Below are 26759 nucleotides of genomic sequence, written 5' to 3'. Positions count from 1 at the left end.
GGTTTTTTAGTTTGCTAATATTAGCAAAAATAAGTATAATATCTTTAATTATGTTAAATTTTTCCCAAGTTGAACAAGAAATCTTAAAGTTTTGGCAGGCTAATAAAATTTTTCAAAAAACCCTGCAAAAAGACAGCCCTCAAGGCAGTTTTGTTTTTTTTGAAGGTCCACCTACGGCCAATGGTAAGCCTGGGCTTCATCATGTATTGGCCCGGTCATTTAAGGATTTAATACCCAGATTTAAGACCATGCAAGGTTATTTGGTGGAGCGTAAGGCTGGTTGGGATACACAAGGTTTGCCAGTGGAATTGCAAGTGGAAAAGGAATTGGGTTTTAAGGGCAAACCGGATATAGAAAAATACGGCGTTAAAGAATTTAATGCTAAATGTAAGGAAGATGTTTGGAAATATCAAAGCGAATGGGAAAAGTTAACCACTCGCATGGGTTTTTGGTTGGATTTAGACAATCCTTACATTACTTACGATAACAGTTATATAGAAAGTTTGTGGTGGATTTTACAGCAGGTGGATAAGGCTGGTTATTTATATCAGGATTATAAAGTGGTGCCCCATTGTCCCAGATGCGGTACTAGTTTGTCTAGCCACGAAGTGGCCCAGGGTTATAAGTTAGTTGAGGACAAATCGGTTTATGTTAAATTTAAAGTTGAGTCTGGGCAAAAAATAGGCAATTTTACAGCTGATGATAATACTTATATTTTATCTTGGACCACTACGCCTTGGACTTTGCCAGGAAATGTAGCTTTGGCGGTGGGGGAAGATATAAAATATGTGGGAGTAAGAATAAATAACCAGCCAGAGCTTTTAATTTTGGCTGCGGATTTGGTAGATAAAGTTTTAGTTGGCCAAGCCATTGAAAAAGTGCATGAATACAAAGGTAATGAATTGATTAATTTAAAATATGAACCATTGTTTAATGTTAAAGCTTTGCAAAATGATAAGTCGCATCAGGTTTACGCAGCTGATTTTGTTACCACGACCGATGGTACTGGTGTAGTGCACACAGCTGTTATGTACGGTGAGGACGATTTTAACTTGGGCAATCAAGTAGGGTTACCTAAACATCATACCGTAGATGATAATGGTTTATTTACTGAAGAAGTACCTGGGTTAGGCGGGCAATTTGTTAAAGATAATAAAACTGAAGAAAGTATTATCAATTTTTTGTCAGATAAAGGATTATTGTTTAAACAGGAATTATACAAACATGATTATCCTTCTTGTTGGCGTTGTTCTACGCCTTTACTTTATTATGCTAAGCCGTCTTGGTTTATTAAGATGTCGGCTTTGCGGGAAGATTTAAAACAAGCCAATGCCAAAATAAATTGGCAACCCGAGCATATTAAATCCGGTCGTTTTGGTGAATGGCTAGAAGGTATAAAGGATTGGGCTATTTCGCGCGAACGTTATTGGGGTACGCCACTACCTATTTGGTTGTGCGATAATTTGAATTGTAAAAATAAAATAGTAATAGGTAGTTTGGCGGAATTAAGCGAAAAATCCAGTCGATCTTTAGCAGCTGATTTTGATGTTCATCGGCCGTTTATAGACGAGGTGTCTTGGGCTTGTAAAAAATGCGGTAGCGGAATTATGAAACGGGTGCCAGAAGTGGCTGATTGTTGGTTTGATTCCGGTAGTATGCCTTTTGCTCAGTGGGGTTATCCGCATAAACCTAAAAGTGCTGAGGCTTTACAGAACCATTACCCGGCTGATTTTATTGCCGAAGCGATTGATCAAACCCGAGGTTGGTTTTACACTTTGCTGGCGGTGGCTACTTTGCTTAAAAAATCCGGTGCCATAAAAGAATTAAAGGAAGATAATTTAACTCCGCCTTATAAAAATGTTATTTGTTTAGGCCATATCAACGATAAGCGCGGGCAAAAGATGTCTAAATCCAAAGGCAATATTGTGGATCCTTGGGAAATGATAGAAAAATTCGGAGTTGATGCGGTGCGTTGGCATTTTTACACTATGAACCAGCCGGGTGAACCCAAGAATTTTGACCCGCTGGCCGTGGCGGAAGTGATAAAAAAGAATTTTTTAATTTTGCTTAACGTAGTGTCTTTTTATCAGTTGTACTCGGCTGAGGCGGTTTTGTCCAAAGTTAAACCAACAACTGATAATATTTTGGATAAATGGATTTTGGCCTTATTACAGCAGTTGGTAAATAAAGTCACGGATAATTTGGAAAAATACGAGGTTACCGAAGCTGGTCGCAGTTTGTCCTTGTTTATCAACGAGTTGTCTACTTGGTATGTGCGTAGAAGTCGCGATCGGTTTAAGCAAGAAAGCCCGGATAAACAAGCGGCTGTTAGTACTTTGGGTTATGTTTTGTACCAGCTTACTTTGCTTATAGCGCCGTTTACGCCGTTTTTGTCGGAAAATATTTATCAAAAAATAAAGGGTGATTTAGAGTCTGTTCATTTGGCGGTTTGGCCTCAAAGTAATGAGTTGTCCAAGTTTGATAATGAAATGTTAACCAAAATGTCGGGTTTAAGGAAAATAGTAGAATTGGCTTTGGCCGAACGAGCTGAGGCTAAAATAAAAATTCGTCAGCCCCTAAATAAACTTACTATCACTGGTTTTGATTTATCATCAGAATATTATTATATAATAGAAGACGAAATAAATGTTAAAGAAGTGGACCTTACTTCAGTTGGGGAATTATCAGTCAATCTAGATACCAATATTACCCCTGAACTTAAAGCAGAAGGGTTGCAAAGGGAATTTATTAGGCAGATTAATGCTTTGCGAAAGAAACTGAAATTAACCATAAATGATCTGGTAGAAATTAAAATTAGTTGTTCAATAGAATTAAAAGAAGTTGTTAGTAAGGCTGATCAAGAATGGTTAAAACGTTCTATTTTGGCTAAAGCCGTGTTTTTTACTGACCAACCTTTGTCAGAGCAAGTGGAAGTTGAGGGACAGATTATTACCGTGGAAATTAAAAAATAATTTTTTATCATTAGTTATTAGTTTTATGGATTTTGAAAAACCAACAATCAATCAACCAGAAATAAAAAAGGAGGAAGAATCTGAGGATTTAGTTTTACTTAAACAGGTTAGAAAAGAAAAGGCCTGGTCGGCGCCGTATACTGAGGAGCAGATGATGGAAATTGACAGAGAAGTTAACAAGAGAAAAATGTTAAAAGAAGGAGCTGGTTTGGTTTTTCAGGAAAATGGTAGTGTTGGAGTAGAGCCAACAGCTGAACAAATTAAAAAAATTAAACAGGAGTGGGAAGACTATGTTAGTAAGATGGAAGCCAGGTACGCTAATGCGTCTGACGAGTTTATTAAACAAGAAATAGAAGATTTGGAAAATTTTGATAGAAAAAGGCCTGGGGCTTTTGCCGAAATTCATGAATTAAGTAATAAATTAGAAAGCAGAAATAGTGAGCAAATGTTGCGGGCAGCGCTCAAGGAAATATTAGAAAAAAGAAAAAATAATTCTTAGAATGTAGTATTGTAACAGTTATTTATTTAATTTTATTAAAATGTCTGAAGCTGTTGATCAAAAAAATATAGACGTTATAGTAATTGGTGCCGGTCCGGCTGGTGGTCAATGCGCTAGAGAATTAGCCAAAATGGGTTATAAAGTTTTATTATTGGAACATTCTCAAGAAATTGGTGAACCTAATTATTCTACAGCAGGGACCACTAAAGAAACTATTTCAGAGTTTGAATTGCCGCAGTCGGTTTTATCGGCTAGTTGGAATAAAATTTATTTTGAATCAAAAAATAAAAAAGCGATTTGGGAATATGATGATCCGAGAGGTTATGTTTTTAATTTTGCGGATTTGAAGAGATTTTTAGTTAACGAGGCAGTTAATTTTGGGGCGGATGTTATGGTTGGAACAGCTGCTATGGAAATTATAAAGGAGGAAGATAATTATGTGGGGATTAAATACAAAGGTGTTTTGGGAGAAGGAGAAGTTCGAGCCAAGTTTATTGTGGATGCGACCGGTCATTGGGGTTTTGTAAACAGTAAATTAAATATTAATAATCGGTTGGCCGATGATATAGTTAGCGGAATTGAGCTCCAAGTGACTGCTATTCCGAAAAATTTTATAAAGACGTTGGCTTTTTTTGTTGGTAGCCAAGCGCCTCAGGGTTATGGTTGGGTATTTCCTATGGAAGATAATAAAGCTTCTAAAATAGGGATTGGTTCCATTGGGCAGTTAGATAAGCAATACAATACCAAGGAAGTATTAAAAAATTTTTTAAGGAAGTTTGAGCATACCAAAAAATTAGAGCCAATTGAAATACATGGTGGTGGTGGATATGTGAATTCGGGTGTTAAAAATCATGGGCAGAAAAATATTATTTTAATAGGTGATGCCGCTTTTACAGCTAATGCTTTGGCTTATGAGGGAATTCGTCATGCCATGAAAGCCGGTCGTTTAGCGGCTCAAAGTATTAATGAAGTTATTAAAAATAAGCAAGATAATAATTTTTTAAAGAATATTTATCAAACTAAATGGCAAGAAATTTTTGCTAGACGTTGGTATCAATCTTATTTAATTTCAAAATTAGTTTATCATAAGTTTACTGACGATGATTGGGATAGTTTAATAGAGGGTTTGGGTAAACTATCTCCAGCAGATGCTTTTGATATATTTTTTAATTATCAATATGAGTTAATGTTAAAGGTGCCTCGTTTAGTTTGGTTATTAAGTCGGAAGTTGCCTAAAATATTTTTTAAATAAAATGTCCACTTACTTAACTTCTGCTTTTGTTATTAAAATGCGACCCTTTAAAGAAAGGGATAGGCTTTATACGATTTTAACCGAAAAGCAGGGAAAAATAAATTTATTAGCCACTGGTAGCCAAAAAATTATTTCTAAAATGGCTGGACATTTGTGGCCGGGTCATAAGATTTATTTAATGGGGGCGCATGGTAAACAATTCGACCATTTAGCTTCGGTGCGCTTGGAAGAAATTTATTTAAAGCCACCTTATTATTTACCTAGTTTAATTTTGAGCCAGACTCTTTTAGAATTAGTGGATATTTTTACCGAGCCGGGACAAAGTGATCCTTATCTTTTGGAGTTATTGGAAAAATATTTTAAATTAATTAGTTATTTACCTAAACAAGTTAAGCTTTGGCGTCCGGCAGCTAAAGAACTTTTAGCTGGTTATATTTTACATTTGTTAAAGCACCAAGGTTTAGCTGTGGCCTTAAGCCGTTGTGATAAATGTAAAAAAGAATTGGTTAATCCAGTAGTTTACAACTGGGTCCAGCACGGTTTTTATCATCAAAGTTGTTTAAGTAAAGGAGAAAAAAATGTTTTATTATCAGTTAGTGGTTTACAAGGTCTGGTTAGTCGTAATAATTCCAATTTTGAGGATAAGGCGGCGGCGGGCATTTTGCCTTTTTTAGTTAATTATATTTCTGGCCAAGTTGGTCGAGAAATTGCTACACTAAAAGTGTTACGTAATTTATTACGCTATGAAACCTAGTAGAGTAAACGATTTTACCATCTCGCCAGCTGATAATCAGTCGGCTATTAGCAAAGCTAAAGACCTAAAACAAGCTGAACAGGCTTTAGGTAATTTTTATAATCGCTCAGGAGAAGTTGATTTGCCGGAGGCTTTAAAAGAAGCTAAGCGCCGTCGTTTTTGGTGGTATTTAATTGGTTTGTTAACAACCGCTTTAGTTTTAGCTGTGGCGGGTTTTTTTGTTTTTAGTGGGGCTGATAAATTTGGTGAAGAAGCGATAGATTTTGCATTAATTGGTCCTTCGGCTGTGCCTTCCGGGCAAACAGTGGAATATCGTTTAACTTATAATAATAACCAAACAGTTGGTCTTAAAGCTATTGATATTAACTTACGCTATCCGGATGGTTTTACTTTTATGGCGTCTGAACCTATGGCGGTTAACGAAGGAGGAACTAATTTTATTTTACCAACGATTGCTGGTAAAACTAAAGGCGAAATAATTATAAAAGGTCAATTAGTTGGTCAGGTTGGTGAAACTAAAAATTTTGGAGTTTTGTTGTCTTATGAGCCGGATAATGTTCGGGCGCAATATTCTAAAAGTTTAAGTTTTGGCACGGAGTTAATAGCTTCAGTTATAAATTTAGAAGTAACCGGTCCTAAAGAGTTGGTTTTGGATCAAGAAGCTTTGTTTAAAGCCACTTATCGTAATAGTTCTTCAGAAGAGATTGGTGGTTTATTAATTAGGTTTGTTTCGCCTGGTGGTTTTGAATTAACTATTCCAGAATTAATTAAAACTGATTACAGTAATAATGTTTGGTTGTTACCCGATTTAGAGCCTAATCAAGAATCAATTGTGGAATTTAAAGGACGTTTTACCTTAAGCGCTGTACCTGGCGAACAACCTTTTGCTTTGGCAGTGGGTGTAAATGGTCAACAGTCTGAGTTTATAGTTCAAGAAGAAAAAATTTTAGAAGTTAACGTTATTAAACCGCAACTTAAGGTGAGTCTAACGGTTAACGATGTAGTTTTAAAAAGCTCGGCTGATTTAGGCCAGGAAATGTCTTATCAATTATTATTAGCCAACGAAAGTGATAAGCCGGTAACCGATCTTAATGTAGAAATAAAAATAGATGGTAATTATTTGGATTGGCTTACTTTGAAGGATGAAGGCGGTGGTCGGCCAGAGGGAGCCGAGGGAACCATAGTTTGGACCGGACGGGAATTAGCCAGTTTACAAGCTTTACAGCCAGGCGGTCGGGCTATTCTGAAATGGAGTATAAAATTGAAATCGGTTTTACCAGCAGGCATAAGAACAGCTGCTAGTTTTAATACCCAGGCTAAAGCTTCCGGACAACAGTTAAGGGATAAAGATTTACAGCCGGTTTTATCTGAGTCTAATGTAATTACCACTAAAATTAATACGGTTTTAAAATTATCGGCTGAGGGGCGGTATTATACTGACCAGCTTATTAAATTAGGTTCGGGACCCTTACCACCTCAGGTGAATCAAACGACCACTTATGTTTTATTTTGGCGTTTAAACAACAGCCTTAATGATTTAGAAAAAGCGGAAATAACCGCTACCTTACCTTTAGGTGTTAGTTGGACCGGCCAAACAACGGCTAGTTTAGGTAATGTGGCTTATAATCCGAATACTCGAGAAGTAAGTTGGCGATTGGATAAGGTAGTAGCTTGGGCGGGAAATATATCACCAGCGCCAGAGGCTTCGTTTGAGGTGGCTGTGACACCGGCTGAGTATGATGCTGATAAAATATTAGTACTTATTAAAACTAGCACAGCTAGCGGGCGGGATTCTTTTTCTGGAGCCGATGTTATAGCCACTAGTAAATTAGTTACAACTGATTTAGAAGATGATTTGGCTGCTCAAGGTAAGGGGGTAGTAGTTAGATAAAATTAAAAATCAAGATTAAAGAAATAATAAAATTTATTAGTTTGAGGTATAAAACTAGTTACACTGAAACATATGGCAGATTATATGGCCGCTAGACAACTTATGAGTATCCCGCTGGAATTTTTGTTGGATGTTATTCGTTTTCCCGTCTGGTGGTATTCAAAAGGTTTGGTTAAGGTGGCAGTTTGGTGTTGGAGATCTTTTAGGATTAATCGACAAAAATTAGCCCTTGGTCTTTTTGTTCGTAGTTTTTTTAAGCCAATGTATCAAGATTATTCCTGGCAGGGTCGATTAATCAGTTTATTGGCTCGTTTTTTAATTTTGTTGGTTAAGATTATCCGCTTGGTTGTTATAGTGGTTTGGTATTTGTTATTGATATTACTTTGGCTTTTACTGTTACCCGTTTCCTTTTATTGGTTGTTAATTTAATTATGTCTGTTTTAGAAATAATCTGGCAAAAAAATTATAACTTGAACGCTTTAACAGTCCGGCGTTGGAAGATTTTAATTTATCGTCTGGTTGTTTTATTAATTTTATTAGCCGCTTTAGTTTGTTTGGGATTTTTTTTACAATCGATTATTGCTGTTGTTGGTTATATTAGTTGGCAAATTATATTGCCACCGGCTACTGGCGCTAAGTTTTTTTGGGCGGCTATTTTGTTATTTTGTTACGTTTGGTACAGGATAGACAGAGAAAATACTTGGTATCCAGTTTTGCCAGCCTCGGCCAGTTTAATAGAAGTTGATAAATATTTAAGTGAAGGTTGTTGGCGTGTTATGGAAAAAGCCTATCGCTATGCTGGTAAATTAAAACATTCGCAAGTAGAGCCGATTCATTTTTTAGCTGGGGCGCTGGAGGATTCAACGACTGGTCGGGTGTTAGGACGTTTAGGTTTAGATAATGTAAAATTTGTATCTGTTTTAAAAAAAGTTTTAAATGATTGTCCGACTGCTGGTTCCAAGGCGGTTGGTTTGTCAGCTGATAGTTTAAAAGTTTGGCAGGCCGCCACTACTTTAGCCCTGACTAGACACAGTCGGCGAATAGAGGTTACGGAATTGTTAGTGGCTTTATCGCAAAGCGAAAGTAATATCCGTGATGTTTGGGAAGAAATGTCAGTAACTACTCAATCAATTATTAATATTACAGCTTGGTTTAGCTTACGGCGCCGCTTAAGATTATTAAGACAAAGGCAGTTGAAGTTAGCTGGTTTAAGACCTAAAAAATCTTTGGACAGGGCTTATTTGGCTGTGGCTACGCCCTTGTTGAATTATTTAGGTAGGGATTTAACCTATTTAGCCGCTCAAGGTTATTTAGCCCCTTGTGTTGGTCGGGAAAAAGAAGTGGAGGAAATATACCGTTTAATAGAAGGCGGGTCGCATAGCGTTGTTTTAACTGGTGATCCTGGAGTTGGCAAAACTTCTTTGTTGGAAGGTTTGGCTCAAGCTATGGCGGCGGATGAGGTGCCACCTATTTTGCGAGATAAAAGGTTGGTTACCTTATCTTTACCACAACTTTTGGGCAATACTTCAGCTGATCAAGCGGCTCAACGTTTATGGCAGGCTTTAATGGAGGCAGTTCATGCTGGTAATATTGTTTTAGTGGTGGAAAATATTGGGCAGTTGTTGGGGTCTACTAGCCAAGGGTCGGAAGCGGTTAGTTTGGCTGATATGATGGCTAACGCTATTACTAAATATGGTTTACTGGTGGTGGCGACCATTGGTCAGACTGATTGGAATAATAATTTTGAAGATAGTGCCTTAGGACAAGTCTTGCAAAAAATAGAAGTTAATGAACAAGAGGATGATGAGGCTATACAGGTTTTGGAATCATATGTGCCTCGTTTAGAAAATAAACACCAAGTTTATTTTAGTTATGGCGCTTTGGAAACGGCTGTTAAGTTGACCAAGCGTTATTTGCCCGACCGGCGCTTACCAGAAAAGGCTATGAGTTTATGTGATGAAACAGCGGTTTTTATTAGGGAGCAACGTGGTAAAAAATCAATCATTAAAGGTGAGGATATTGCCAGTTTATTAGCCGGTAAGATTCATGTGCCCTTAACTCAGGTAACAGAACAAGAAAGCGCCAAATTAATTAATTTGGAAGAAATATTGCATCGTAAAATTATTGGTCAAGACGAGGCGGTGCGTTTGGTAGCCGAAGCTTTGCGTCGGGCCAGGGTTAATCTGCGGGACGATAAAAAACCGGTAGCCTCTTTCTTATTTTTGGGGCCGACTGGTGTGGGAAAAACTGAATTGGCCAAGGTAGTTACTGGTGAATACTTTGGTAGTGATAAAGAAATGGTTAGATTAGATATGTCGGAGTATCAAGCTTCGGATAGTATTCATTTGTTATTAGGCGCTCCGCAGGGTAAGAAAGGTGAAGGGTATCTTACGGAAAGTATTAGGCGGAATCCTTATTGTTTGTTGTTGTTGGATGAATTAGAAAAAGCTCATCCCGATGTGCTTAATATTTTTTTACAGATTTTGGACGAAGGTCGGGTTAAAGATGCTAATGGTCGTTTAGTGGATTTTAGTAATGCTATAATTATTGCCACTTCTAATGCTGGTACGGAATTTATACAAGATAGCTTGGGCGCTGGACAATCTTTGGCAGAAATTCGGGAGCAGTTGGTGCGCCAAAAGTTAAAAGATTATTTTAGGCCGGAATTTTTGAATCGTTTTGATGCTATAGTCGTTTTTAAACCTTTAAGTCTAGAGGAGATTGAGAAAGTTACTGTTTTACTTCTTAATAAATTAGCCAAACAGTTAGAGGTTAAAAATATTCGTCTTAAGGCTACACCCGAAGCAATTAAAGAATTAGCCAAGAAAGGTTTTGATCCGTTATATGGTGCTCGTCCTTTAAAGCGGGCTATTCAAGATAATGTGGATAGTGCGTTGGCTAAATATCTATTAACTGGTAAATTACGTCGTCGTGATGTGGTGGTACTGGAGCCGGGCGGCGTAGTCCGAGTGGAAAAAGGCGTGGAGTTGTAAGGGAAGTAAAATTTTTAATTAAGAATTATAAACTAAGGCAGTTTATTCCATGTGGCAAAATATTGACCGTAATTTATGAATTATGGCTAAATAAACAGATTGGCATACACAAAAAGTATCCTTTAAGAGCAGATTCTTAATAGGTACTTTTTATAATAATTACGTTATTGGTGTATATATTATTTGTTTATTTTGACTAATATTTTGATTTTTAAATTGGGTTTAAATTTTGATTAAAACGAGAGTTTTAAAAAAGTGATTTGAAAATTTATTAACTTGCCAAAAGGCTGAAAATCTATTACAGTATAGCCATAATTCACATTAGTTGGCGGATATTTTTATGGTTAATAATCAAAAGGTAAAGGATAGTAATTTGTTAGATAAAGTAATGCAGCTTTGTAAACAGCGGAGCATTATTTTTGCCGGTAGCGAGCTTTACGGTGGACTGGCTAATAGTTGGGATTGGGGACATTACGGCGCGATTTTAAAAAATAACATTCGTCAGGCCTGGCTTAAACATTTTGTTTATTCACAGGCCGATATGGTTTTTTTAGAGAGTAGTATCATAATGAATAGCCAAGTTTGGGAAGCTTCGGGACATTTGCAGAATTTTACGGATCCTTTAGTGGATTGTAAAAAATGCCGAAAGCGTTTTAGGGCTGATAATTTGTTAGAAGGTAAAAGTTTGGAGCCAGGTTATAGTAAAGAAAAGCCAGTGGAATGGTCGGATATTAAGTGCCCGGAGTGCAATGGCGATTTAACAGCAGTTCGGCAGTTTAATTTAATGTTTAAAACCAATATGGGTCCGGTAGCCGAAGAAGGTACGGAAGTTTATTTGCGCCCGGAATTAGCGGCTGGTATGTTTACTGATTTTAAAATTATTCAGCAGACTTTAAGAAAAAAATTACCTTTTGGTATAGCTCAACAAGGTAAGGCTTTTCGTAATGAAATAACGCCCGGTAATTGGATTTTTAGAACCCGGGAGTTTGAAATAATGGAATTAGAATATTTTGTGAATCCTCAAGATTGGGCCGAAGCTTTTGACAGATGGCTTGAGGTTATGAAAGATTGGTTAAAGTTTTTAGGCGTTCGGTCTGATAAGTTGGTTTTTCATGAAATAGAAGATGGTGAAAGAGCACATTATTCCAAACGTACGGTAGATATTGAATATCATTATCCTTTTGGTTTAAAGGAGCTTTATGGGCTAGCTTACCGGACGGATTATGATTTATCCCAGCATGCTAAACATGCCAATCAAGATTTAACTTATACCGATCCGGTGACTAAGGTAAGTTTAATGCCGCATGTGGTTGAGCCTTCTATGGGTTTAGAGAGAACTGTTTTAGTGACTTTATTAGAAGCTTATTGTGAAGAGGAAGTGCCTACAACTAAAGAAGGCGTTACAGAAACCAGAATTGTTCTTAAATTACCAGTGTCTTTAGCTCCGATTGAGGTGGCTATTTTACCTCTTTCTAAAAATACGGAGCTGGCTCCTTTGAGTCAGGAAATTGAAAACTTATTAAGGCCTAATTTTCGGGTAGAGTACGATGAAACACAATCCATTGGCAAACGTTACCGCCGGCAAGATGAAATAGGTACGCCTTATTGTGTTACTATTGATTTTGAATCTTTGCAAGATCGGGCGGTAACTGTTAGAGAAAGGGACAATATGAAGCAGGAGAGAATTACTTTGGAAAAATTAGTTGATTATTTAAAAGCCAAATTGGTTAGTTAATTTATGGCTTTATTAAAATACAGCCGTTTAAAAAACGGTTTACCTATTTTGTTGGCACCGATGTCGGGTACAGCCACCACCACTGTTTTGACAATGGTAAAAGCCGGTTCCCGTTTGGAAACTAAAAATCAGCAGGGTTTGTCGCATTTGTTGGAGCATATGTTATTTAAGGGTTCTAAAAATTATCCAACGGCGCGAGATTTAACTCAGGTTTTGGACAGTGTGGGCGCGGAATATAATGCTTTTACTGGTAAGGAATATACTGGTTATTATATTAAAACTGCTGCCCAACATTTACCCTTGGCTTTGAAAGTACAGGCTGATATGATAACTCGTCCTATTTTTGAATCAGCGGAATTGGTTAAAGAAAAAAAAGTGGTGGCTGAAGAAATAAACATGTACCAAGATAATCCCATTATGTTTATAGGTGACGTATTAGAGCAGGAATTATTTAAGGGTTCTAGTTTGGCGCCTTTGGTAAGTGGTAGTAAAGAATCAGTGAATGATCTGAATCGTCGGCAGTTGGTGAATTATTGGCAGACTAATTATAATCCTAGAAACATGGTGGTAGTAGTAGCTGGTCGTTTGCCATCTAATTTAAAAAAAATGTTGGCTGACAATTTGAATCATTTATCGGCCCAAGGGAAAAAAGTGGTTTATAATAATTTTAAGCCTAATTATAGCTCGCCACGTTGGTCGGTTAATTACAAAGAAACAGCCCAGGTCCAGCTGGCTTTGGGCTTTCCTTCCGTGGGCGCTGGTCACAAATTATTACCAGCTGTTAAGCTGTTATCGGTTATTATGGGCGGTAACATGAGTTCTCGGTTATTTATGCGTTTACGGGAACAAGAAGGTTTGTGTTATTCCATTAGGACGGACCTGGAACGCTATCATAATACTGGGGTATTTGCTATTATGGCCGGTTTGGATAAAAGTCGTTTATCTAAAGCTCTAACTTTAATAAAAGAAGAATTAGAGTTAGTTTTAAAAAAAGGTGTTAGCCAAGCAGAATTAAACAAGGCTAAAGAGTATGGTAAGGGCAGTATTACTTTATTAATGGAAAACTCGGCTCGTCAGGCTGAGTGGTCGGCTCACCAATATTTGTTAGAAAACAGTTTAAAAACTTGGCCGGATTATTTGCGTGAATTCGACGCAGTGACTACTATGGATATTAAGAGAGCAGCCTTTAAAATAATTGATTTTAAGCGTTTAACTTTGGCTTTGATTGGGCCGTTTAAATCAAGCCAAAAAATGTTAAAATATTTTGTTTAAATTTAACCGATAATTTTATGACAGCAATCAACGAAGGAAGAACTATAGATATATCTTTTATGTCCTTATGGCGGATAGTTTTGGTAGTTTTTTTGATTTACGTTTTTTATCAAGTATTGGATATTTTAGGCATTATTCTTTTGTCGATTGTTTTGTCAACAGCTCTGGATCCTTGGGTTGATTGGATGAATCGTTATCGCGTACCTCGGTCTTTAGGCGTGGTAATAATTTATATTGCTTTATTATCCATAATTTCTTTGGGAGTTTTATTATTGGTACCAGCCTTAGTTACTCAACTTACTCAATTAGCTGGCAGTTTTCCTTATTACTATAATAAAATTGCTTCTGGTTTGGCGGCTTTGCAAACTAATAGTCATGACGAAGTGGCTGCTGCTCTGCAGCAAGCTTTGCAATCATTAGGTTCAACTTTGGCTAGCGGCACTAATTCAGTGTTATCTTCTGTAGCTGGTTTATTCGGCGGTTTAGCTCAATTTATTATAGCTTTGGTAATAACTTTTTATTTAATAGTTGATGAGCAGGGTTTACGACGTTTTATCTATTCTGTTACACCTCAAGCTAAACAAGCTTACGCAGCTGATTTAATAAATCGCATTAGGGTAAAGGTGAGCGCCTGGTTGCGCGGACAATTACTACTAATGTTAATAATCGGTTTAATGACTTATTTTGGATTTTGGATTTTGAATTTTATTGGTTTGTCTAGTTCAGTAATGCAATATGCTTTGGTGTTGGCCTTTTGGGCTGGTTTAACCGAGATTGTTCCATATTTAGGGCCTATTTTAGGCGGTATTCCGGCTGTTTTTATTGCTTTGGCTGTGTCACCTATTCAAGCTTTAATGGTTTTGGTTCTTTATATCATAGTTCAACAATTAGAAAATAATATTATTGTGCCTACGATAATGAAGCGGTCGGTTGGTCTTAACCCCATAGTATCAATTCTGGTTATTATGGTTGGTTTTAATTTAGGTGGTGTAATGGGTGCTATAATTTCCATTCCTTTGGCTACGATTGGCGCTTTAATATTTTCTGATGTTTTTGATAAGCGGGCGGCCGCCAAAAAAGTTGAAGCTGAGGGGCAGGTTTAAAATTTACTATGGTTATGGCTGGTACACTTTATTTGGTAGCCACTCCTATAGGTAATTTAGATGATATATCGGCTCGGGCTCTTAAGTTATTAACCGCTTCGTCCGCTGTTATTTGTGAGGATACTCGAGTAACTAAGAAATTATTAAATCATTACGGAATAAACAAACCGTTGTTGAGTTGGCACCATCATTCATCTGCTGGTAAAACAGAGGAAATAATTAAGCGTTTGCAAGCGGGCGATATTTTATCTTATGCCAGCGATGCGGGTACGCCGGGGATAGCGGATCCAGGTGGACAGCTAGTGGCCGCTGCCACCGCCCAAGGATTAAAAGTAATACCGATTCCCGGACCTTCGGCTGTTACAACTATTTTGTCAGTTTGCGGTTTTAACACTCAATCTTATATTTTTTTGGGTTGGCCACCTCACAAAAAAGGTCGGCAGACTTTTTTTAAAGAATTAAAAAATTATTCGTCAGTAATTGTTTTTTTTGAATCCACTCATCGTATTATCAAAGCTTTAACAGCTTTGCAGGAAATAATGCCGGATAGGCAGTTGGTGGTCGGCCGTGAATTAACCAAAATGTTTGAAACTATTTATCGCGGTTCAGCCGCTGCAATAATAGAGCAGTTAAAAAATTCGTCGACTAAGGGAGAATTTGTTATTGTTATAGAAGGAAACCATTAATTTTATGACTAAATATTTTGTTACCACGCCAATTTATTACGTTAATGATAAACCACATTTAGGTCACGCTTATACGACTTTATGTGCTGATGTCTTGGCGCGTTGGCATAAGCAAAAAGAAGAAGAGGTTTTCTTTTTAACTGGTACAGATGAGCATGGTGCTAAAGTTCAGGAATCAGCTATTCAAGCCGATTTAGAGCCTTTGGTATTTGCTAATCAAAATGCCGAGCAATTTAAAAACGCTTGGTCCAATTTGAATATCTCTTACGATTATTTTATAAGAACGTCTGATTCTAACCATGAGTCAGTTGTTAAAGAGTTATTGCAGAAGATTTTTGATAATGGTTACATTTACCAAGATAAGTACGAGGGTTTATATTGCGTGGGTTGTGAAAAGTTTTTGCAAGAAGATGATTTGGTTAATGGAAAGTGTCCCTTACATCCTAATGCCGAACCTATTCAACAAAAAGAAACTAATTATTTTTTTAAATTATCCGCTTTTAGCGATAAATTACTACAGGCTTTGGATAACAAAGATTATATTATTGTTCCGGAAACCAGAAAAAATGAAGTGGTTGGTAAAATAATAAAGGGTTTGCAAGATATTTCTATTTCTAGGGTCGGTGTTAGTTGGGGGGTGGCCGTGCCATGGGATAAATCGCAAACTATTTATGTTTGGGTGGACGCTTTAATAAATTATTATTCCGCCACCAAGTTTACCCATCAAGGTAAAGGGTTTTGGCCGGCTAATTTGCATTTAATGGCCAAGGATATTTTATGGTTTCACGCGGTTATTTGGCCGGCCTTGTTAATGGCGGCTGATTTACCCCTGCCCGGCACTATTGCCGCCCATGGATTCTTTACTATTGACGGCCAAAAAATGTCCAAGTCTTTAGGTAATGTTATAGACCCTAACGATTTGGTAAAAGAGTTTGGCGTAGAAGCGGCCAGATACTTGATAATGGCCGAAGTTCCTTTTGTTAGTGATGGAGATGTTTCTTTAAGCAGGTTCAGGCAACGTTATCAGTCTGATTTAGCTAATGGGCTAGGTAATACTTTCTCTAGAGTGACAAATATGATGGAGAGATATTTTAGTGACTATAAATTTGAACCCTATAGTGAAGAGATTATAAATAAAAATTTAAATTTATCTCTCACCAAGGAGAAAATAATTAACTCTATAAATAATTTCCGTTTTAACGATGCCCTTGATTATATTATGACTGAAACTAGAAGAATAGATAGAGAAATAGAAGAAAGAAAACCTTGGCAATTGGCAAAAGAAAGTAAATTATTAGACGTTAAATTATTATTGTCTAATTGGGTTAGTATTTTAATTATGATTTCTGGTTTGCTTGAGCCGTTTATGCCTGAAACTAGCAAAAAAATTATAAACGTATTTAAAGCTGAAAAAATTGTTAAGTCCGAACCATTATTTCCGAGGCTAGATAAAAAATAGACTTTTTAATTTCATATTTTAACTTTTTAATTTTTACTTCTATGACCCTTCTTGACTTACTTTTAATATTAACTGTCTTTGGGTTTATTTGGTTTGGTTTTTGGTTCGGTATAATTCATATGGCCGGTTCTTTACTTGGCACTATTGCCGGCGCTTGGTTAGCTGGGCATTATTATGACGTGCTTAGCGCCTGGCTTAATAGTTGGTTGGGTATTAGTGGTGGTTGGGTAACCTTGGCCAGCTTTTTGATAATTTTTATAGTAGTTAATCGTTTGGTGGGTTTTATTTTTTATTTGTTGGACCGAACTTTTAATTTTTTGCGTTTTATACCATTCTTGGCGACTGTTAACCGGTTAGCCGGGGCTGTTTTGGGGTTTTTGGAAGGAGCCTTAGTTTTAGGTTTAACTCTTTATTTTGCCAGTCGTTTGCCTTTACCTTTGTTAGTGGAAAATTCTATTGCGGCTTCTGGTGTAGCTGCCAGGTTGATTGCTTTTGCTAGCGTGTTGGTGCCTTTGTTGCCGGATATAATTAAACAAATTCAGCCTTACGTACCTAGTTTAAATTTACCAATACCAAAATAAATTAGAATAAACAAGTAAGAATTAGAAGTTTGGGTTAGCACTTCACTCTTAATCCTTGATTCGTGCTTCATAATTTTATTATTTATGATTGATACCCATTGTCATTTAAACTTTCGGGCCTTTAAGGATGATTTAAATCAAGTTATTATTCGAGCGCTTAAGGCCGGGGTAGACAAAATAATTAATGTTGGCAGTCAGTGGGATACCAGTTTACGGGCTGCGCAAATGACAAACGACAAAAATAATTTTTACGCTGCCGTAGGTCTTCATCCTATACATCTTTACGAGCAGGAGGTGGACGAGGAAGAAGATCATTTTACTACTAGAGCCGAAATTTTTAATAAACAAAAATATTTTGATTTGGCCAAGTCTTATTCTAAAGTGGTGGCCATAGGGGAGTGTGGGTTAGATTATTATCATTGTCCTAAAGGTGTGTTATTAGAAGAATTGAAGGTTAAGCAAGCTGAATTATTTTGGCAGCAATTGGAATTAGCCTATGAACTTAATTTGCCTTTAATAGTTCATTGCCGAGAAGCTTACAATGATTTGCTTAATATTTTAGAAAAAGCCAAGCGCCAAGGTTGTTTGCCTAAAGGCGTAGCCCATTGTTTTTTAGGTAATAAAGAGCAGGCTAAAATTTTTTTAGATTTAGGTTATTTATTGTCTTTTACCGGTATTATAACTTTTAAAAATGTGGCTACTGAATTATTAGAAATTGTTAAGATAACGCCGCTGGATAAAATAATGGTGGAAACGGATGCTCCTTATTTAGCGCCGATGCCTTATCGCGGTAAACGCAATGAGCCGTCTTATGTGGTGGAAGTTGCTAAAAAAATAGCCGACATTAAAGGAATAAGTTTGGCAGAAGTGGATAAAATGACTACAAAAAATGCTCAAGGTTTATTTAACTTGTCTAAATAAGCATCTATCGGTAGTTAATAGTTTATGTTAAAATAATTGATATGAGTCTAGAATTTATAGTTTTATTAGTTATAGTAATAGCCGGGTTTGTTGGCTTATTTTGGTTTATAAAAAATAATTTAAAAGCAGAAGCCAAAATCGATAATGGTGGTATGTTGTTGTTGCAGAATCAACTTAATGAATTAACCCGTACTTTAGATAGTAAATTGGGTGAATCAGCTCGAGCTATCCAAAGTCAGTTTGGTGAATCAGCTAAAATTATCCGTGATGTTACGGAAAGACTTACTAAATTAGATGAGACTAATCGTCAGGTGGTAAATTTTGCTGATCAATTAAAAAGTTTGCAGGATATATTAAAAAATCCCAAGCAAAGGGGGGTTTTAGGGGAGTATTATTTGGAAACTTTACTAAAAAATGTGTTGCCGCCAGGTAGTTATCAAATGCAATATGCTTTTGCAGACGGGACGATTGTGGACGCAGTTGTTTTTGTTAAAGATAAAATAATTCCTATAGATTCCAAGTTTAGTTTGGAAAATTATAATCGTTTGGCTGAAGAAAGGGATACTGTGGAAAGAGAACGTTTGGAAAAGCTATTTAAATCTGATTTAAAAAATAGAATTGATGAAACTTCCAAATACGTAAAGCCCAGCGAGAATACTATGGAATTCGCTTTTATGTTTATACCGCACGAAGCGATTTACTATGATTTATTGGTAGCTCAAGTCGGCACAGTTAAAGTTAATACCAGAGATTTAATTGAGTATGCTTTTAAAGATCGGCACGTTATTATAGTTTCGCCAACTTCTTTTTTGGCTTATTTGCAAACAGTTTTGCAAGGCTTAAAGGCTTTGCAAATAGAAGAGTCGGCTAAACAAATAAGAAAGAACGTGGAAGATTTGGGCCGACATTTGTTAAGTTACGAAGAATATATGAAAAAATTGGGCGGACACTTGGGCACCACGGTTAATGCTTATAATTTTGCTTCAAAAGAACTGGCTAAAATTGATAAAGATATTTTAAGAATTTCCGGCCAAGCGGTTGGTTTAGAGTCGACCTTGTTAGAAAAGCCAAAAACAGAAGAATAATACAGTATTTTTAAAAAGTCTTTATTTGAATTAAGGGTTACCTTAGGCCTTTTTTTGTTTAGTATTAGCCAATAAAAAGTTTAACCATTGACTTTGGGCGCAGTTAAGCCTATAATGTTTCATCGTTAGTTTGACTAAATAACGATTAATCAGTAAAAAATATTAAATTATGGAAAATCAGAAAAACAAAGCGCCCTTAGCTGATAAATCTTTTGCCAGTGCTTTAGGTTTAGCTTGGGAATTGGGTTATGCTATAGCTTTACCTTTAATAATATTGGCGGTAGGCGGTCGCTGGTTAGACAAAGCTTTGGATTCAACGCCGATTTTTATGTTAATTGGTGTAGTACTTTCCATGTTTGTAACTTCCTGGATGATTTATAAGAAATTAGTAAAGTTGATGCATTATGAAGAAGATGAAGAACTAGCAAATAAAGTTGATAATAAACAGGATAGCAGTCATAATTAAACCTAGTTTATGAACATTTCATTGGCCGCTGAACCAATTTTTCATATCGGGTCCTTCGCAGTAACGAATTCGTTGATAGTGGCTGTTTTGGTGACTATTTTTTTGTTGGTAATAAGTATTTCTTTGCGAATTAGAAAATTAAGCGAAGTGCCGACAGGTTTACAGAATTTATTAGAAAGTATAGTTGAATTTGGTGTTAAGTTTGTGACTAGTGTAACTGGTGACGAAAAAAATTCCCAAAAGTTTTTTCCGTTGGTGGCGACTATTTTCTTTTTTGTATTATTGTCCAATTGGTTTGGTTTGTTGCCCGGCGTAGGTAGTATTGGTATTTATGAAGTTCATCATGGTCAGAGGGTATTAGTACCTTTTTTGCGATCAGCTTCGGCCGACCTTAATGGTACCTTGGCGATCGCTTTAATTTCTGTTCTGGGGACCCAATTTTTTGGCATAGTTATTTTAGGGTTTTTTAAACATGTTGGTAAATATTTGGATTTTGTTGGTTTAATAAAACATTTTAGTGTGGAAAAAGTGGTAATGTTTTTTGTGGGCATCTTAGAGTTAATTTCCGAAGTGGCTAAAGTAGTTTCTTTCTCCTTCCGTTTATTTGGTAATATTTTTGCTGGTGAGGTTTTATTAATAGTTGTTTCGGCTTTAGTTCCTTATTTTGCTCCCTTGCCTTTTTTATTTATGGAAATTTTTGTTGGTTTAGTACAAGCTTTGGTGTTTTCGTTGTTAACTTTGGTGTTTTTAACAATTGCTACGGCTGAGCACAGCCACTAGGTATTTGACCTTTGGTTTATTTTTTAAATAAAGTAAAGGCTAAGTACTTAATAATTAGTTCAGGTAGATTTAACTGACGGCCAAAATAAAAAAATAATTAGCCGTAGCGGTTCTTAATCTACTAGAAAGGAATAAACATATGTCAGCAGAAGTCGAAGCGGTTCAAACCGTTGTAGCTATGACACCGGAAGTAATCAAGAGTATTGCCGCCGGTATGACCATAGTTTTGGGGGGTATGTTTCCGGCTGTAGCTATTGGTAAATTGGCTGCTAAAGCCATGGAATCAATTGGTCGTAATCCGGAATCAGCTTCTAAAATTCAAACCCCAATGATTTTGGCTGTGGCTTTTTGTGAAGCTATTGCTATTTATTCATTGGTAATGGCTTTGATAATAAAGTTTGTTTAGTTTATAGTTTTTGGTCTACGGTTTTTGTTTTATAACCGTAGACCACAAGTGTGAATTAAACACTGATAAATTTAATCTAAGAATTTTTATGGAATTATTAAATGCTTTGGGTATAGATTGGAAATTACTTGTCGCTCAGATAGTGAATTTTTTGGTAATCATGGCGGTTTTGTATAAATTTGTTTATAAACCTTTGATGGATTTTTTAAATAAACGTCAAGATCGCATAAGTTCAAGTTTAGAACAAACTCGTCAAATGGAAGAAAATTTAAAACAATTGGAAGCCAAAAAAGAAGAAATGATTATTGAAGCTAAAAAGCAATCTCAATTAATTATTAGTCAAGCGGAAAAAGAAGCTGTGGATAAAGGCCGAGAAGTTATGATCAAGGTGAAGCAAGAGGCGGCTTTGGCTATTGAATCAGCTAGGCAAGCTTTTGCCACCGAACAGCAAACTCAAATACAAGTTTTAAGGCAGCAGGCCGCCAAATTAGTAACTTCGGCTTTAGCTAAAATTGTGGGCAAGGCGCCGGCTCAGGCGGTAGATGCCGATTTAATTAAAGAGGCAGTGGAAGAGGCTGGAAAAAAGAAATAATTTTTATGAGATACACCCCACGTCATTACGCTGAAACTTATTTGGAATTGTCTAAAAATCAGTCGCCAACTGGTTTAATAAAGTTGACCAAAAATTTTTGGCAATTGGTTTATCGCCATAAGCATTTTACTTGGCGGGATAGAATTATTAAAGAAGTTGAGCGGTTATGGAATGAGCACCAAAATATTAAACCGATTGAATTAACCTTGGGTCGTCCAACGACTGATAAAATTTTGGAATCGTTGAGCCAAGAGTTATCTAAGAAACTAGATAAAGAAGTGGAATTAAAAACGGTTATTAAGCCTCATTTGTTAGGCGGCGCTATTTTGAAAATAGATGATACTCGTTTTGATGCCTCTTTAAAGGGTAAATTAGACAAATTGTACCTTAATTTATCTGGACAGAGTAATAATTAGTCTTAAATAATTTTCTATTAATTTGTTATAAAAGCTTATGAAAGATGCGATTAAAAATTCAACTAAGGATACTTTGTTAAAGACCTTAGAAGAGGAGTTAAAGAATTTCCAATCAACTGTTACTGTGGAAAAGATTGGTACTGTTTTGGAAGTGGGTGATGGTATAGCCAAGGTGGCTGGTTTAAGTGATTGTATGGCTGCGGAAATGTTAGAATTTGGTAATGGTGTCATGGGTGTGGCTTTGAATTTGGAAACTGATCAGGTTGGTGTAATGATTTTGGGTGATTATTTAACTGTTGAACAAGGTGATATAGTTAAGTCAACTGGCAAAATTTTATCTTTACCGGTTGGTCCATCTTTAGTCGGTCGGGTAGTTAATCCTTTGGGTGAGCCTTTGGATGGTAAAGGAACTATTAACACTAAGGATTTTTATTCAGTAGAAAGAATTGCTCCTCGTGTTATCACTAGACAGTCAGTTAATACGCCTTTGCAAACCGGTATTAAGGCCATTGATTCAATGATTCCCATTGGTCGCGGTCAAAGGGAGTTAATTATTGGTGATAGGCAGACTGGTAAAACAGCTGTGGCCATTGATACTATTATTAACCAAAAAGGAGCTGGTGTAACTTGTATTTATGTGGCCATTGGCCAAAAGGAATCTAAAGTCGCTCGTTTGGTTGCTAAATTAGAAGAGGCCGGCGCTATGGCTTATACCACCGTGGTGTTAGCTGGTGCTTCGGATCCAGCGGCCTTGTCTTATTTAGCGCCTTATAGCGGTTGTGCTATTGGTGAGTATTTTATGGATAAAGGCCAGGATGTTTTGGTAGTTTACGATGATTTATCTAAGCATGCCGTGGCTTATCGGGAAATTTCTTTATTGTTAAGGCGCCCGCCTGGACGAGAAGCTTATCCGGGTGATGTGTTTTATTTGCATTCCCGCTTGTTAGAGCGGGCCGCTAAAATGTCCAAAGAAAATGGGGGTGGCAGTTTAACTGCTTTGCCGATTATCGAAACTCAATCCGGTGATGTTTCAGCTTATATTCCAACCAATGTAATTTCCATAACCGATGGGCAGATTTATTTGGAAAGTGATTTATTTTATCAAGGTATTAGACCAGCTGTTAATTCCGGTTTGTCTGTTTCGCGTGTGGGTTCGGCTGCTCAAATTAAAGCTATGAAAAAAGTGGCTGGTCGCTTGCGTTTGGATTTGGCCCAGTATCGAGAATTAGCCGCTTTTGCTCAATTTGGTTCGGATTTAGATGAAGCTACTAAAAAACAAATTGAACGAGGCAAACGCACCATTGAAATTTTAAAACAAGGTCAGTATGAACCTATGCTGGTAGAATGCCAGGTGGCAGTTTTATACGCTTTGGTTAATGGTTATATGGATGATATTCCAGTAGAAGAGGTTAGGATTTGGGAGAATAAGCTACTTGATTATTTGAAAGATCAGTCAGTTTTAAAAAAGATTAAAGAACAGGGAGAATTAACAGCTGATTCAGAAAACGAATTAAAACAGGTTATTACTGATGTTAAAAAAATGTAATTTAATCTATAGCTGTTAGCTATAGATTAGTAGTAAATTTATGCCCCAAGCAACTAGAGAAATAAAACGACGAATTAGGTCAATCAAAAGCACTAGGCAAATAACCAAAGCAATGGAATTGGTGTCAGCTTCTAAAATGAGGCGTGCGGTGGCTAATGTTTTGGCTACCAGAACTTATGCTAATTTGGGCTGGGAATTGTTAGGTGACCTTATTAAGCGCACTAAATCGTCTCATCACCCCCTGTTAAAAAAGACTGACCAGGTAAAACGAGTTGGTTTGATTTTGATAACTTCTAACCGTGGATTATGTGGTGGCTTTAACCATCAGTTAACTTATAAAGTTCATCAGTATTTAGCTAATCATAAAAAACAGTCGGTTGATTTGGAAGCTGATTTAATTGCTGTTGGTAAAAGAGGTCGTGATATAATGTTTCGTCGCGGACATACTATAGTGGCTGAATTTGTTAAAGCTGATTTAACCACTCGGTTGGATGAAATAAGACCGATTGCCCAAATGATAATAAGCGATTTTTTATCCGGTCGCTATGATAAAATAATTATGGCTTATACTGATTTTATTTCTCCAATTAATCAAAAACCTAGATTAAAACAACTTTTGCCCATAGAAATTGAAACCGACGATTTATATTTAGGCCAGGTGGGAGCCAAAGAATCGCTTCAGTCGTCTGTTAAAAAAACACCAGCGACTTTTAATTACAAATATTTATTTGAACCGTCGCCCGAACAGGTCTTGAATCAATTGATGCCTCGTTTGTTAGAAACCCAACTTTATCAAGCTTTGTTAGAATCGGATGCTTCGGAACATTCGGCTCGGATGATGGCCATGCGTAATGCTTCAGATGCAGCCAAAGATATGATGGATGATTTAACTTTAATCTTTAATCAAGCTCGGCAAGCGGCTATTACAGCTGAATTAGCCGATATTACCGGCGGTCGAGTGGCTATTGCTGGTTAGTTTATAATTTAATTTAAAATCTAGTTATTAAGGATACTTATATGAATAAAGGAAAAGTTTCACAAATTATTGGGCCGGTGGTGGATGTTCTTTTTAGCAAAGAAGTGCCACCGATTTACCAGTCTTTAGAAGTTACTAAAGCGGACGGTCACAGTTTAGTATTGGAAGTCCAACAACATTTAGGTTCGGGTTTAGTTCGTACGATTGCCATGGATTCGACTGACGGCTTGGCGCGTAATTTGGAAGTTATCGATACTGGTAAATCCATTCAGGTACCGGTTGGTAAGGAAACTTTAGGTCGCATGGTGGACGCTTTGGGTGCCCCTTTGGATAATAAACCAGCTCTTAAATCGGCTGAGACCCAACCGATTCATCGGCCATCGCCTAAATTTACCGATCAATCCACTAAAACCGAAGTCTTTGAGACTGGTATAAAAGTTATTGACTTAATTTGTCCATTTGTTAAGGGTGGTAAGGTTGGTTTGTTTGGTGGTGCTGGTGTAGGTAAAACAGTCGTGATAACAGAATTAATTAGGAATATTGCTTCAGAGCATGGTGGTTTTTCGGTCTTTGCCGGCGTCGGTGAAAGGTCGCGCGAAGGTAACGATTTATATTATGAAATGAAAACCTCTGGTGTCTTAGAAAAAACTTCTTTAGTTTTTGGTCAAATGAATGAACCACCCGGAGTAAGAGCTAGAGTGGCTTTGACGGCTTTGACTATGGCCGAGTATTTTAGAGATTCGGCCAAACAGGATGTTTTGTTGTTTATTGATAACATTTTCCGTTTTACTCAGGCTGGTTCCGAAGTATCAGCTTTGCTTAATAGAATTCCTTCAGCGGTTGGTTATCAGCCGACTTTAGCCACAGAAATGGGCGAACTACAAGAAAGAATTACTTCCACCAAAGAAGGTTCAATTACTTCAGTGCAGGCCGTTTATGTGCCGGCTGATGATTTAACTGATCCGGCTCCAGCGACCACTTTTTCTCACTTAGATTCCACAGTTGTCTTGTCCCGTGCTTTATCTGAATCTGGTATTTATCCAGCAGTTGATCCGATTGATTCTAATTCTACCATTTTAGACCCCGCTATTGTTGGTCAGGAGCATTATGAAGTGACTCGTGAGGTTCAGCGTGTTTTGCAGCGTTATAAAGATTTACAAGATATAATTGCCATTTTGGGTATGGATGAATTATCGGAAGAAGATAAGGTAACGGTAGCTCGAGCTCGTAAAATTCAACGTTTTCTTTCTCAGCCTTTCTTTACAGCGGAAATTTTTACCGGTACACCTGGTAAATATGTTAGTCGGCAAGAAACCGTTCGTGGTTTTAAGGAAATTTTAGCTGGTCAACACGATGGTAAGTCAGAGCAGGCTTTTTATATGAAAGGCGGTATAGAGGAAGTTGGTGAATAAAAAATAGTATTAGGAATTATCAATCAGGAATTTTTATGAAAACTTTTCATTTTCAAATAGCCACTCCAGAAAAAGTAGTTTTTGACGCGCCAGCTGTGGAAGCGGTTACTTTGCCTACCCAAATGGGGGAAATAACAATTTTACCCAACCATTTACCTTTGGTGGCTAATTTACAACCAGGAGAAGTTAAGATAAAAATTAAAGATCAGGAATTATTTTTGGCAGTTTCGGGTGGTTTTATAAATATTCGTCCCGGAGAAGTGGTGGTATTGGCCGATACAGCCGAAAGATTCGATGAAATAGATATTCAGCGAGCTGAAGAAGCTAGGCACAGAGCCAAACAGACTATGGAGCAATCTCGTACAGCCGAAGCTACTGATTACACGGCTTTAGCTGCTAAATTGGAAAAAGAGTTGGCTAGGCTTAAGGTGGCTCGTCGTCATCATGATACTAAGCGACCGAGTATAAAAGTTGAATAATTTATCAATAGACAAAATGGTGGATAAGAAGCTAGTTATTATTCATTGTTCGGATGAAGAAATTCAGCCGGGTTTAGATAAGTGGTTAAGTGAGCAGGGTTGGCTGGTTAATAGCCGTCGTTTTAGTTTGCCTGGTGGCGGGCAATTATTAGCTAGAGAAGGTTTAGGACAAAGGGAAGAAGTTTTGAAACAAATTACTAAGGCTAGGGAGGTAGATAAAATCGGTAAAGTGTCGTTGATTAATCATAGCGATTGTTCAGCTTATGGGCAGCAGAATAATTTTAAAGATCAATTAGCCGAACAAACAGCTCATTTGATTGATTTAGAAATTGCTCAGGAGGTGTTAGAGGTTGAGTTATTGGGTTTAGCCGTGGAAAATTATTACGCTTTTTGGCAAGAAACAGGTACCAGTCGGCAGTTGTTGGTTAAAAGGGTATAATTGCCATTAAAATATATTTTTGGCTGTGTTACACTACAGGAGTG

General features: G+C 37.0%; 25 protein-coding genes. All 25 read left to right on the top strand.

What is annotated here, in order from left to right:
- The first annotated feature begins 50 nt into the window (after nucleotides 1-50).
- The 25 genes from ileS (at nucleotide 51) to KKC17_04250 (ending at nucleotide 26715) form a co-directional block, all read left to right on the top strand.
- A complete protein-coding gene (gene ileS / locus KKC17_04370) occupies nucleotides 51-2972 on the top strand; it encodes an isoleucine--tRNA ligase (GenBank protein ID MBU1039427.1) in 2922 nt (973 codons plus the stop codon).
- A 25-nt stretch (nucleotides 2973-2997) separates the two neighbouring features.
- Entirely contained in the window at nucleotides 2998-3471 is a 474-nt protein-coding gene (locus tag KKC17_04365) for a hypothetical protein (protein MBU1039426.1), read from the top strand.
- A 40-nt stretch (nucleotides 3472-3511) separates the two neighbouring features.
- Nucleotides 3512-4723 (top strand): NAD(P)/FAD-dependent oxidoreductase, encoded by a 1212-nt coding sequence (locus KKC17_04360; protein MBU1039425.1) that lies wholly within the window; start codon nucleotides 3512-3514, stop codon nucleotides 4721-4723.
- Nucleotide 4724: 1 nt separating this feature from the next.
- Nucleotides 4725-5477 carry a DNA repair protein RecO gene (gene recO, locus KKC17_04355; protein MBU1039424.1) on the top strand — a complete coding sequence of 251 codons (753 nt, stop codon included), beginning with the start codon at nucleotides 4725-4727 and terminating at the stop codon, nucleotides 5475-5477.
- The gene (locus KKC17_04350) at nucleotides 5467-7368 is read left to right on the top strand and encodes a hypothetical protein (GenBank protein MBU1039423.1); all 1902 of its coding nucleotides are present in this window, start codon (nucleotides 5467-5469) and stop codon (nucleotides 7366-7368) included. The genes recO and KKC17_04350 overlap by 11 nt, the downstream gene beginning before the upstream one ends.
- Before the next feature lie 72 nt (nucleotides 7369-7440).
- Nucleotides 7441-7797 carry a hypothetical protein gene (locus KKC17_04345; GenBank protein ID MBU1039422.1) on the top strand — a complete coding sequence of 119 codons (357 nt, stop codon included), beginning with the start codon at nucleotides 7441-7443 and terminating at the stop codon, nucleotides 7795-7797.
- A 2-nt stretch (nucleotides 7798-7799) separates the two neighbouring features.
- A complete protein-coding gene (locus KKC17_04340) occupies nucleotides 7800-10361 on the top strand; it encodes an ATP-dependent Clp protease ATP-binding subunit (protein MBU1039421.1) in 2562 nt (853 codons plus the stop codon).
- A 340-nt stretch (nucleotides 10362-10701) separates the two neighbouring features.
- On the top strand, nucleotides 10702-12096 hold the full coding sequence (locus KKC17_04335) for a glycine--tRNA ligase (GenBank protein MBU1039420.1): 1395 nt from the start codon (nucleotides 10702-10704) through the stop codon (nucleotides 12094-12096).
- A gap of 3 nt (nucleotides 12097-12099) precedes the next feature.
- Nucleotides 12100-13368, top strand: a complete 1269-nt coding sequence (locus KKC17_04330) for an insulinase family protein (GenBank protein ID MBU1039419.1) — start codon at nucleotides 12100-12102, stop codon at nucleotides 13366-13368.
- A gap of 17 nt (nucleotides 13369-13385) precedes the next feature.
- Nucleotides 13386-14471: an AI-2E family transporter gene (locus tag KKC17_04325; protein ID MBU1039418.1), complete on the top strand. Its 1086-nt coding sequence runs from the start codon at nucleotides 13386-13388 to the stop codon at nucleotides 14469-14471.
- A gap of 14 nt (nucleotides 14472-14485) precedes the next feature.
- Nucleotides 14486-15157: a 16S rRNA (cytidine(1402)-2'-O)-methyltransferase gene (gene rsmI / locus KKC17_04320; protein ID MBU1039417.1), complete on the top strand. Its 672-nt coding sequence runs from the start codon at nucleotides 14486-14488 to the stop codon at nucleotides 15155-15157.
- Nucleotides 15158-15161: 4 nt separating this feature from the next.
- Nucleotides 15162-16616, top strand: coding sequence for a methionine--tRNA ligase (gene metG, locus KKC17_04315; GenBank protein MBU1039416.1), 1455 nt, complete (start codon nucleotides 15162-15164; stop codon nucleotides 16614-16616).
- A 41-nt stretch (nucleotides 16617-16657) separates the two neighbouring features.
- Nucleotides 16658-17197 (top strand): CvpA family protein, encoded by a 540-nt coding sequence (locus KKC17_04310; GenBank protein ID MBU1039415.1) that lies wholly within the window; start codon nucleotides 16658-16660, stop codon nucleotides 17195-17197.
- Between the two features lie 84 nt (nucleotides 17198-17281).
- A complete protein-coding gene (locus KKC17_04305) occupies nucleotides 17282-18118 on the top strand; it encodes a TatD family hydrolase (GenBank protein MBU1039414.1) in 837 nt (278 codons plus the stop codon).
- A 41-nt stretch (nucleotides 18119-18159) separates the two neighbouring features.
- A complete protein-coding gene (locus KKC17_04300) occupies nucleotides 18160-19203 on the top strand; it encodes a DNA recombination protein RmuC (GenBank protein MBU1039413.1) in 1044 nt (347 codons plus the stop codon).
- A 169-nt stretch (nucleotides 19204-19372) separates the two neighbouring features.
- Nucleotides 19373-19669 (top strand): AtpZ/AtpI family protein, encoded by a 297-nt coding sequence (locus KKC17_04295; GenBank protein ID MBU1039412.1) that lies wholly within the window; start codon nucleotides 19373-19375, stop codon nucleotides 19667-19669.
- 9 nt (nucleotides 19670-19678) lie between these two features.
- On the top strand, nucleotides 19679-20449 hold the full coding sequence (gene atpB / locus KKC17_04290; GenBank protein MBU1039411.1) for a F0F1 ATP synthase subunit A: 771 nt from the start codon (nucleotides 19679-19681) through the stop codon (nucleotides 20447-20449).
- A gap of 178 nt (nucleotides 20450-20627) precedes the next feature.
- Nucleotides 20628-20855, top strand: a complete 228-nt coding sequence (gene atpE, locus KKC17_04285; protein ID MBU1039410.1) for an ATP synthase F0 subunit C — start codon at nucleotides 20628-20630, stop codon at nucleotides 20853-20855.
- Nucleotides 20856-20943: 88 nt separating this feature from the next.
- Nucleotides 20944-21447, top strand: coding sequence for a F0F1 ATP synthase subunit B (atpF, locus tag KKC17_04280; protein MBU1039409.1), 504 nt, complete (start codon nucleotides 20944-20946; stop codon nucleotides 21445-21447).
- Nucleotides 21448-21452: 5 nt separating this feature from the next.
- The gene (locus KKC17_04275; protein MBU1039408.1) at nucleotides 21453-21863 is read left to right on the top strand and encodes a F0F1 ATP synthase subunit delta; all 411 of its coding nucleotides are present in this window, start codon (nucleotides 21453-21455) and stop codon (nucleotides 21861-21863) included.
- Between the two features lie 37 nt (nucleotides 21864-21900).
- Complete coding sequence (gene atpA / locus KKC17_04270; GenBank protein ID MBU1039407.1) at nucleotides 21901-23409, top strand: F0F1 ATP synthase subunit alpha; 1509 nt, start codon at nucleotides 21901-21903, stop codon at nucleotides 23407-23409.
- A gap of 40 nt (nucleotides 23410-23449) precedes the next feature.
- Nucleotides 23450-24385 (top strand): ATP synthase F1 subunit gamma, encoded by a 936-nt coding sequence (atpG, locus tag KKC17_04265; protein ID MBU1039406.1) that lies wholly within the window; start codon nucleotides 23450-23452, stop codon nucleotides 24383-24385.
- 41 nt (nucleotides 24386-24426) lie between these two features.
- A complete protein-coding gene (gene atpD / locus KKC17_04260; GenBank protein MBU1039405.1) occupies nucleotides 24427-25797 on the top strand; it encodes a F0F1 ATP synthase subunit beta in 1371 nt (456 codons plus the stop codon).
- Nucleotides 25798-25832: 35 nt separating this feature from the next.
- Nucleotides 25833-26276 (top strand): ATP synthase F1 subunit epsilon, encoded by a 444-nt coding sequence (gene atpC, locus KKC17_04255; protein MBU1039404.1) that lies wholly within the window; start codon nucleotides 25833-25835, stop codon nucleotides 26274-26276.
- A 16-nt stretch (nucleotides 26277-26292) separates the two neighbouring features.
- Complete coding sequence (locus KKC17_04250; GenBank protein ID MBU1039403.1) at nucleotides 26293-26715, top strand: hypothetical protein; 423 nt, start codon at nucleotides 26293-26295, stop codon at nucleotides 26713-26715.
- Nucleotides 26716-26759: the final 44 nt, after the last annotated feature.

It is taken from the genome of Patescibacteria group bacterium (genome assembly GCA_018817715.1).
In the GTDB taxonomy this organism is placed as follows: Bacteria; Patescibacteriota; Patescibacteriia; order Veblenbacterales; family UBA10138; genus JAHITT01.
The sequence above is the reverse complement of the archived record's forward strand: the minus strand, read 5'-3'. Positions and strand labels throughout refer to the sequence as shown.

Excerpts from the sequence above, each read along its gene's own strand:
- ileS (MBU1039427.1), top strand. The coding sequence starts at position 51 with ATGTTAAATTTTTCCCAAGTTGAACAAGAAATCTTAAAGTTTTGGCAG.
- KKC17_04365 (MBU1039426.1), top strand. The coding sequence starts at position 2,998 with ATGGATTTTGAAAAACCAACAATCAATCAACCAGAAATAAAAAAGGAG.
- KKC17_04360 (MBU1039425.1), top strand. The coding sequence starts at position 3,512 with ATGTCTGAAGCTGTTGATCAAAAAAATATAGACGTTATAGTAATTGGT.
- recO (MBU1039424.1), top strand. The coding sequence starts at position 4,725 with ATGTCCACTTACTTAACTTCTGCTTTTGTTATTAAAATGCGACCCTTT.
- KKC17_04350 (MBU1039423.1), top strand. The coding sequence starts at position 5,467 with ATGAAACCTAGTAGAGTAAACGATTTTACCATCTCGCCAGCTGATAAT.
- KKC17_04345 (MBU1039422.1), top strand. The coding sequence starts at position 7,441 with ATGGCAGATTATATGGCCGCTAGACAACTTATGAGTATCCCGCTGGAA.
- KKC17_04340 (MBU1039421.1), top strand. The coding sequence starts at position 7,800 with ATGTCTGTTTTAGAAATAATCTGGCAAAAAAATTATAACTTGAACGCT.
- KKC17_04335 (MBU1039420.1), top strand. The coding sequence starts at position 10,702 with ATGGTTAATAATCAAAAGGTAAAGGATAGTAATTTGTTAGATAAAGTA.
- KKC17_04330 (MBU1039419.1), top strand. The coding sequence starts at position 12,100 with ATGGCTTTATTAAAATACAGCCGTTTAAAAAACGGTTTACCTATTTTG.
- KKC17_04325 (MBU1039418.1), top strand. The coding sequence starts at position 13,386 with ATGACAGCAATCAACGAAGGAAGAACTATAGATATATCTTTTATGTCC.
- rsmI (MBU1039417.1), top strand. The coding sequence starts at position 14,486 with ATGGCTGGTACACTTTATTTGGTAGCCACTCCTATAGGTAATTTAGAT.
- metG (MBU1039416.1), top strand. The coding sequence starts at position 15,162 with ATGACTAAATATTTTGTTACCACGCCAATTTATTACGTTAATGATAAA.
- KKC17_04310 (MBU1039415.1), top strand. The coding sequence starts at position 16,658 with ATGACCCTTCTTGACTTACTTTTAATATTAACTGTCTTTGGGTTTATT.
- KKC17_04305 (MBU1039414.1), top strand. The coding sequence starts at position 17,282 with ATGATTGATACCCATTGTCATTTAAACTTTCGGGCCTTTAAGGATGAT.
- KKC17_04300 (MBU1039413.1), top strand. The coding sequence starts at position 18,160 with ATGAGTCTAGAATTTATAGTTTTATTAGTTATAGTAATAGCCGGGTTT.
- KKC17_04295 (MBU1039412.1), top strand. The coding sequence starts at position 19,373 with ATGGAAAATCAGAAAAACAAAGCGCCCTTAGCTGATAAATCTTTTGCC.
- atpB (MBU1039411.1), top strand. The coding sequence starts at position 19,679 with ATGAACATTTCATTGGCCGCTGAACCAATTTTTCATATCGGGTCCTTC.
- atpE (MBU1039410.1), top strand. The coding sequence starts at position 20,628 with ATGACACCGGAAGTAATCAAGAGTATTGCCGCCGGTATGACCATAGTT.
- atpF (MBU1039409.1), top strand. The coding sequence starts at position 20,944 with ATGGAATTATTAAATGCTTTGGGTATAGATTGGAAATTACTTGTCGCT.
- KKC17_04275 (MBU1039408.1), top strand. The coding sequence starts at position 21,453 with ATGAGATACACCCCACGTCATTACGCTGAAACTTATTTGGAATTGTCT.
- atpA (MBU1039407.1), top strand. The coding sequence starts at position 21,901 with ATGAAAGATGCGATTAAAAATTCAACTAAGGATACTTTGTTAAAGACC.
- atpG (MBU1039406.1), top strand. The coding sequence starts at position 23,450 with ATGCCCCAAGCAACTAGAGAAATAAAACGACGAATTAGGTCAATCAAA.
- atpD (MBU1039405.1), top strand. The coding sequence starts at position 24,427 with ATGAATAAAGGAAAAGTTTCACAAATTATTGGGCCGGTGGTGGATGTT.
- atpC (MBU1039404.1), top strand. The coding sequence starts at position 25,833 with ATGAAAACTTTTCATTTTCAAATAGCCACTCCAGAAAAAGTAGTTTTT.
- KKC17_04250 (MBU1039403.1), top strand. The coding sequence starts at position 26,293 with ATGGTGGATAAGAAGCTAGTTATTATTCATTGTTCGGATGAAGAAATT.